This is a genomic window from Actinomyces sp. Z5 (assembly GCF_003287795.1).
Taxonomy (GTDB): domain Bacteria; phylum Actinomycetota; class Actinomycetes; order Actinomycetales; family Actinomycetaceae; genus Actinomyces; species Actinomyces glycerinitolerans.
Genome location: NZ_QMIN01000031.1, coordinates 11,324 through 16,701, shown reverse-complemented (window position 1 = coordinate 16,701; position 5,378 = coordinate 11,324). Strand labels below are relative to the sequence as shown.

Below are 5,378 nucleotides of genomic sequence, written 5' to 3'. Positions count from 1 at the left end.
GGCCGGGCCGGGGTCTCCCCCGGCCCGGCCGGAGCCGTGACATTTGCTGTGCGTGTCGGCCGCCGCCGTGGCAACGGCCGGCCCGTGGTCAGCGCGCGGCCAGCGTGCCGCCCGCGGCCTCGACCTTCTCCTTGGCGGAGTCGGACCAGGCGTCGGCGGTGATGTCGAGCTTGACCGCGACGTCGCCGCCACCCAGCACCTTGACCAGGCGGCCCTTGCGCACCGCGCCCTTGGCTACCAGGTCTTCAACGCCAACCTGGCCGCCCTCGGGGAACAGCTCGGCGATGCGCCCGACGTTGACGGGCTGGTACTCGACCCGGTTCGGGTTGCGGAAGCCGCGCAGCTTGGGCAGGCGCATGTGCAGCGGCATCTGGCCGCCCTCGAAGCCGGGGCGAACCTGGTACCGCGCCTTGGTGCCCTTGGTACCACGGCCGGCGGTCTTACCCTTGGACGCCTCACCGCGACCCACGCGGGTCTTGGCCTTCTTGGCGCCCGGAGCGGGGCGGAGGTCATGCAGGCGAACGACCTGCCCGGCCTCCTCGTGCTTCTTCGTGTCAGCCATCTCAGGCCTCCTCAACGGTGACGAGGTGCGCCACCCTGGCGATCATGCCGCGCACGGACGGGTTGTCCTCGCGGACCACGGACTGGCGGATCCGGTGCAGGCCGAGGGCCTTCAGGGTCTCGCGCTGGCGGCGGGTACCCCCGATGCCGGAGCGGACCTGGGTCACCTTGATCTGCCGGGCGTCCTGCTGTGTCTTAGCGGTTGCGGCGTCAGCCATCACACACCCACTCCTTCAGCGGCCTTTTCGGCCTCCTTCTTCTCGGCCTCGGCGCGCTTGGCGGCCTCACCCTCGGCGCGGGCGCGCAGCATGGACTGCGGCGCGACCTCCTCCAGGGGCAGGCCACGGCGAACCGCGACCGACTCCGGCTGCTCGAGCTGCTTGAGCGCGGCCACCGTCGCGTGGACGATGTTGATCGCGTTCGAGGAGCCGAGCGACTTCGACAGGATGTCGTGGACGCCGGCGCACTCCAGGACGGCGCGCACCGGGCCGCCGGCGATAACACCGGTACCGGGCGAGGCGGGCCGCAGCAGCACGATGCCTGCGGCGTCCTCCCCCTGGACCACGTGCGGGATGGTGCGGCGGATCATCGGGACGTGGAAGAACTCCTTCTTCGCCGCCTCGACGGCCTTGGCAATGGCGGCGGGAACTTCCTTCGCCTTGCCGTAGCCGACGCCCACCGTGCCCTCACCGTCACCGACGACGACCAGCGCCGTGAAGGTGAAGCGGCGGCCGCCCTTGACGACCTTGGACACGCGGTTGATGGTGACGACGCGCTCGATGTACTTGTCGTCGTTGCCCCGGCCGGTGCCCCGGTCGCGGCGGTCATTGTTGCGGTCACGGCGGCCGCGGCCCTCGCCGCGGTCGCTCTCACGCCGGGCCGAGCCGTCGGACGACGCGGACCTGTCTCGCTGCGGTGCAGCCATCAGAAACTCCTTAGCTTTCTCGTCGTCTGGCTCAGAACTCCAGGCCGCCCTCGCGGGCGCCCTCGGCGACGGCCGCGACGCGACCGTGGTACTTGTAGCCGCCACGGTCGAACACGACCTTCTCAATGCCCAGCGCCTTGGCGCGCTCGGCAATCAGCTCGCCCACGCGGTGAGCCGCGCCGACCTTGTGGCCCTCGACGCCCTGGGCCGCCGCCTCGTGGGTGGAGGCGGCGCAGAGCGTGTGGCCGATGGTGTCGTCGATAACCTGCGCCACCATGTGGCGGTTGGAACGGCTGACCACCAGCCGGGGGCGCTCGGCGGTGCCGGACACGTGCTTGCGCACGCGCTGGTGGCGGATCTTGCGGGCGACAGCCTTGGTCTTGTCCCTCTTGATCGCGTAAGCCATGGTCACTTACCAGCCTTTCCGACCTTGCGGCGCACGTTCTCGCCGGCGTAGCGCACACCCTTGCCCTTGTAGGGCTCCGGCGGGCGGATCTTGCGAATGTTCGCGGCGACCTCGCCGACCTGCTCCTTGGAGATACCCGAGACGATCACCTTGGCGGGACCATCCACCTTCAACTCGATGCCCTCGGGGGCGTCGACGACGACGGTGTGGGAGAAGCCGAGCGACAGCTCGATGCCGGTGCCCTTCTGGGCCGCACGGTAACCGGTGCCGACGATCTCCAGCTCCTTGGAGTAGCCCTCCGTCACACCGATGACCATGTTGTTGATCAGCGTGCGGGACAGGCCGTGCAGCGAGCGCGAGCGGCGCTCGTCGTCGGGCCGGGACACCAGGATGGAGCCGTCCTCCTGGCGGGCGACCGTCAGCGGCTCGGCGATGGTGCGGGTCAGGGTGCCCTTGGGGCCCTTGACCGTCACGTCATTTCCTTCAATGGTTACATCCACTCCGGCGGGAACCGGAACGGGAAGGCGTCCAATACGAGACATGGTTCTTCTCCGCTCCTTCTCTCACCAGACGTAGGCGAGCACTTCGCCGCCTACGCCCCGGGCCTCCGCCTGCCGGTCGGTGAGCAGGCCGGAGGAGGTGGACAGAATGGCCACCCCCAGGCCGCCGAGGACCTTGGGCAGGTTCGTGGACTTTGCGTACACGCGCAGACCGGGCTTCGACACGCGCTTGAGCCCCTGGATGGCACGCTGCCGGTTGGCACCGTACTTCAGGGTCAGCGTGAGCGTCTTGCCGACCTGGGCGTCGGTCACCTCGTAGCCGTCGATGTAGCCCTCGTTCTTCAGCATCTTGGCGATATTCACCTTCAGCTTGCTGGAGGGCATGGAGACGGTCTCGTGGTATGCGTTGTTGGCATTGCGCAGACGAGTCAGCATGTCTGCGATTGGGTCTGTCATTGTCATGAGTGGGCCTGCGCCCTTCCTCGTCGCGGTTTCCTTCTCGGACCTGCGACGTAAGTTCTTACCAGCTGGACTTGCTCACGCCGGGGAGCTGGCCGTTGAGGGCCATCTCGCGCAGGCAGATGCGGCACAGGCCGAACTTGCGGTACACCGAGCGGGGCCGGCCGCAGCGCTGGCAGCGCGTGTAGGCACGGACGCCGAACTTCGGCTTGCGGTTCGCCTTGACTTTCAAAGAGGTCTTAGCCATGTCACTTCTCCTTGAAGGGGAAGCCGAGCTGCTTGAGCAGCGAGCGGGCCTCCTCGTCGGTCTTGGCCGTGGTCACCACGGTGATGTCCATGCCGCGCACGCGGTCGATGGCGTCGGGGTCGATCTCGTGGAACACCGCCTGCTCGGTCAGTCCGAAGGTGTAGTTGCCGTTGCCGTCGAACTGCTTCGGGCTCAGGCCGCGGAAGTCGCGGATGCGGGGCAGCGAGATGGAGATGAGCCGGTCGAGGAACTCCCACATGCGGTCGCCACGCAGCGTGACGTGGGCGCCGATGGGCTGTCCGGCGCGCAGCTTGAACTGGGCAATCGACTTGCGTGCCCGAGTCACCTGCGGCTTCTGGCCGGTGATGGCTGCGAGGTCGCGCACGGCGCCCTCGATCAGCTTCGAGTCGTGGGCGGCCTCGCCCACACCCATGTTGACGACGACCTTGGCGACGCGCCCGACCTGCATGACGTTGGAGTGCTTGAACTCCTCCATCAGGGCGGGACGCACCTGGTCGTCGTACTTGGCCTTCAGCCGGGGGGCGACGGCGGTCGCCGTGGTCTCAGCCGTGTTCTCAGCCATGGTCACAGATCCTCCCCGGACTTCTTGGCGTAGCGCACGCGAACGGTGCGCTTACGGCCGTTGGGGCGCACGCCCTCCTCGACCCGGAAGCCGACGCGAGTGCGCTGGCCCGTCTTGGGGTCGATCGGCATGACGTTTGAGATGTGGATGGGGGCCTCGACGGTCTCGATGCCGCCGGCGCGGGCTCCCTGGGCGGTCTGCCGCGGGCGCGTGTGCTTGGTTACGCGCTGCACGCCCTCGACGACGACGCGGTCCTCCTTCGGGATGACCCGAAGCACACGGCCGGTCTTGCCCTTGTCCTTGCCGGCGATGACGATGACCTGGTCGCCCTTCTTGATGCGTGCCATGGGTCAGATCACCTCCGGTGCGAGCGAAACGATGCGCATGAACTTCTTCTCGCGAAGCTCACGGCCGACGGGGCCGAAGATGCGCGTGCCGCGGGGCTCGCCATCCTTGTCCCTGATGATGACGGCGGCGTTCTCGTCGAAACGAATGTACGAGCCGTCCGGGCGGCGACGTTCCTTGGTGGCGCGCACGACGACCGCCCTGACGACCTCGCCCTTCTTGACGTTGCCGCCGGGGATGGCGTCCTTCACGGTAGCGACGATCTGGTCGCCGATGCCCGCATAGCGCCGACCCGAGCCGCCGAGCACACGGATGCACAGGATCTCCTTGGCACCGGTGTTGTCGGCGACCTTTAGTCGCGACTCCTGCTGGATCATTGAATGTTCTCCTGTCGTCGAGCCGGTTCTCCCGCCACGCATGGCGGCGCGAGCCTGGCCGAACGTTCCTTCTGGTGGTGCACGCTGCCCGCCGACGGCGGACGAGTCCCGGTACGCAGGCCCCGACAGACACAGGCGCAGGAGCGCGAGGTCTCTGCCGGGCGCACCGAGGGCGCGCGCAACTCCCCAACCCTAGTGCAACGCAGGGAATCGCCGGTAGTCCGGCCGGAAATCCGGGCCTGTGCCTTTGCTCACCACCGCGAGCCGGCGACCGTCGCGGCGGCCCAGGGCACGTGCGGCCGGTCGCCAGTCCGGGCATTTTGGATGGTGGAGCTCCATAAGTCGACCTGCCGCGGCGACGCCTCGTACAATCGCGACAACCGTTCTCGATCATCCGGAAAGGCTGTGCGGCGTATGACCGCTTCCGCTGAACCCGCTTCTGTGGAGTTCCCCGACTACGTCCACCTGCACGAGGCGCCCGAGTTCGACCAGTGGTCGTGCCACTTCGACGTCGGAGAGCCGCGCACGGCCGAAAGCGTTGCCGAACTCGGTCACGAGCCCAACGGGTATTTCTGGGCCGGTGTGGTTCAGCGCCTGGTCGATCTCGGCGAGCTCCCCGAAGTCGAGGCCGACCCCGAGGGCGACACATTCATCGCCTACGGCAGCCGTCCCCTGATGGAACGGCTGGCACGAACGCTCGTTCCGTACTTGACGGATCCAAATGCGCTGACCGCCCTTGTCACCGCGGCAGATGCGGACGGTTTCGACTTCGACGACTGATTCCCACTGCCTCTACTTGGACCGCTCAGCCTAACTTGGACCGCTCTAGACGCTGTCGCAGGCGGTCCAACGGAGGGGGGAACGCGGTCCAAGTAGGCGCACCCCTCCTGCGCCTGCCCGTCACGCCACGCACCGCGCCCACCGGGATGCGCACACAAACCATCACCCGGATACCCCGTCACGAGGTCAAACACG

At 67.9% G+C, this 5,378-nt stretch carries 11 protein-coding genes; 1 reads left to right on the top strand and 10 read right to left on the bottom strand.

The window, feature by feature from the left end; genetic code table 11:
- Window positions 1-88 precede the first annotated feature (88 nt).
- From rplO to rplN, 10 genes are read right to left on the bottom strand one after another with little or no spacing between them, the layout of a single operon-like run.
- Window positions 89-562: a 50S ribosomal protein L15 gene (gene rplO / locus DRB06_RS03475; RefSeq protein WP_111819142.1), complete on the bottom strand. Its 474-nt coding sequence runs from the start codon at window positions 560-562 to the stop codon at window positions 89-91.
- Window position 563: 1 nt separating this feature from the next.
- Complete coding sequence (gene rpmD / locus DRB06_RS03470; RefSeq protein WP_073327528.1) at window positions 564-779, bottom strand: 50S ribosomal protein L30; 216 nt, start codon at window positions 777-779, stop codon at window positions 564-566.
- Window positions 779-1,486: a 30S ribosomal protein S5 gene (gene rpsE, locus DRB06_RS03465; RefSeq protein ID WP_073327530.1), complete on the bottom strand. Its 708-nt coding sequence runs from the start codon at window positions 1,484-1,486 to the stop codon at window positions 779-781. Before rpsE ends, rpmD begins: the two co-directional genes overlap by 1 nt.
- 31 nt (window positions 1,487-1,517) lie before the next feature.
- Complete coding sequence (rplR, locus tag DRB06_RS03460; RefSeq protein WP_108969510.1) at window positions 1,518-1,892, bottom strand: 50S ribosomal protein L18; 375 nt, start codon at window positions 1,890-1,892, stop codon at window positions 1,518-1,520.
- Window positions 1,893-1,894: 2 nt separating this feature from the next.
- The gene (rplF, locus tag DRB06_RS03455) at window positions 1,895-2,434 is read right to left on the bottom strand and encodes a 50S ribosomal protein L6 (protein WP_073327531.1); all 540 of its coding nucleotides are present in this window, start codon (window positions 2,432-2,434) and stop codon (window positions 1,895-1,897) included.
- 21 nt (window positions 2,435-2,455) lie between these two features.
- On the bottom strand, window positions 2,456-2,854 hold the full coding sequence (rpsH, locus tag DRB06_RS03450) for a 30S ribosomal protein S8 (protein WP_073327533.1): 399 nt from the start codon (window positions 2,852-2,854) through the stop codon (window positions 2,456-2,458).
- 58 nt (window positions 2,855-2,912) lie between these two features.
- Window positions 2,913-3,098, bottom strand: coding sequence for a type Z 30S ribosomal protein S14 (locus DRB06_RS03445; protein WP_073327534.1), 186 nt, complete (start codon window positions 3,096-3,098; stop codon window positions 2,913-2,915).
- A gap of 1 nt (window position 3,099) precedes the next feature.
- Window positions 3,100-3,681, bottom strand: coding sequence for a 50S ribosomal protein L5 (gene rplE, locus DRB06_RS03440; protein ID WP_073327536.1), 582 nt, complete (start codon window positions 3,679-3,681; stop codon window positions 3,100-3,102).
- A 2-nt stretch (window positions 3,682-3,683) separates the two neighbouring features.
- Entirely contained in the window at window positions 3,684-4,028 is a 345-nt protein-coding gene (gene rplX / locus DRB06_RS03435; protein ID WP_073327537.1) for a 50S ribosomal protein L24, read from the bottom strand.
- Between the two features lie 3 nt (window positions 4,029-4,031).
- Complete coding sequence (gene rplN, locus DRB06_RS03430; protein ID WP_073327539.1) at window positions 4,032-4,403, bottom strand: 50S ribosomal protein L14; 372 nt, start codon at window positions 4,401-4,403, stop codon at window positions 4,032-4,034.
- A gap of 414 nt (window positions 4,404-4,817) precedes the next feature.
- Between rplN and DRB06_RS03425 the strand changes: the two genes are divergently transcribed.
- A complete protein-coding gene (locus tag DRB06_RS03425) occupies window positions 4,818-5,183 on the top strand; it encodes an Imm51 family immunity protein (RefSeq protein WP_111819141.1) in 366 nt (121 codons plus the stop codon).
- Window positions 5,184-5,378: the final 195 nt, after the last annotated feature.

Coding starts and splice junctions, on each gene's coding strand:
- rplO (WP_111819142.1), bottom strand. CDS start 562: ATGGCTGACACGAAGAAGCACGAGGAGGCCGGGCAGGTCGTTCGCCTG.
- rpmD (WP_073327528.1), bottom strand. CDS start 779: ATGGCTGACGCCGCAACCGCTAAGACACAGCAGGACGCCCGGCAGATC.
- rpsE (WP_073327530.1), bottom strand. CDS start 1,486: ATGGCTGCACCGCAGCGAGACAGGTCCGCGTCGTCCGACGGCTCGGCC.
- rplR (WP_108969510.1), bottom strand. CDS start 1,892: ATGGCTTACGCGATCAAGAGGGACAAGACCAAGGCTGTCGCCCGCAAG.
- rplF (WP_073327531.1), bottom strand. CDS start 2,434: ATGTCTCGTATTGGACGCCTTCCCGTTCCGGTTCCCGCCGGAGTGGAT.
- rpsH (WP_073327533.1), bottom strand. CDS start 2,854: ATGACAATGACAGACCCAATCGCAGACATGCTGACTCGTCTGCGCAAT.
- DRB06_RS03445 (WP_073327534.1), bottom strand. CDS start 3,098: ATGGCTAAGACCTCTTTGAAAGTCAAGGCGAACCGCAAGCCGAAGTTC.
- rplE (WP_073327536.1), bottom strand. CDS start 3,681: ATGGCTGAGAACACGGCTGAGACCACGGCGACCGCCGTCGCCCCCCGG.
- rplX (WP_073327537.1), bottom strand. CDS start 4,028: ATGGCACGCATCAAGAAGGGCGACCAGGTCATCGTCATCGCCGGCAAG.
- rplN (WP_073327539.1), bottom strand. CDS start 4,403: ATGATCCAGCAGGAGTCGCGACTAAAGGTCGCCGACAACACCGGTGCC.
- DRB06_RS03425 (WP_111819141.1), top strand. CDS start 4,818: ATGACCGCTTCCGCTGAACCCGCTTCTGTGGAGTTCCCCGACTACGTC.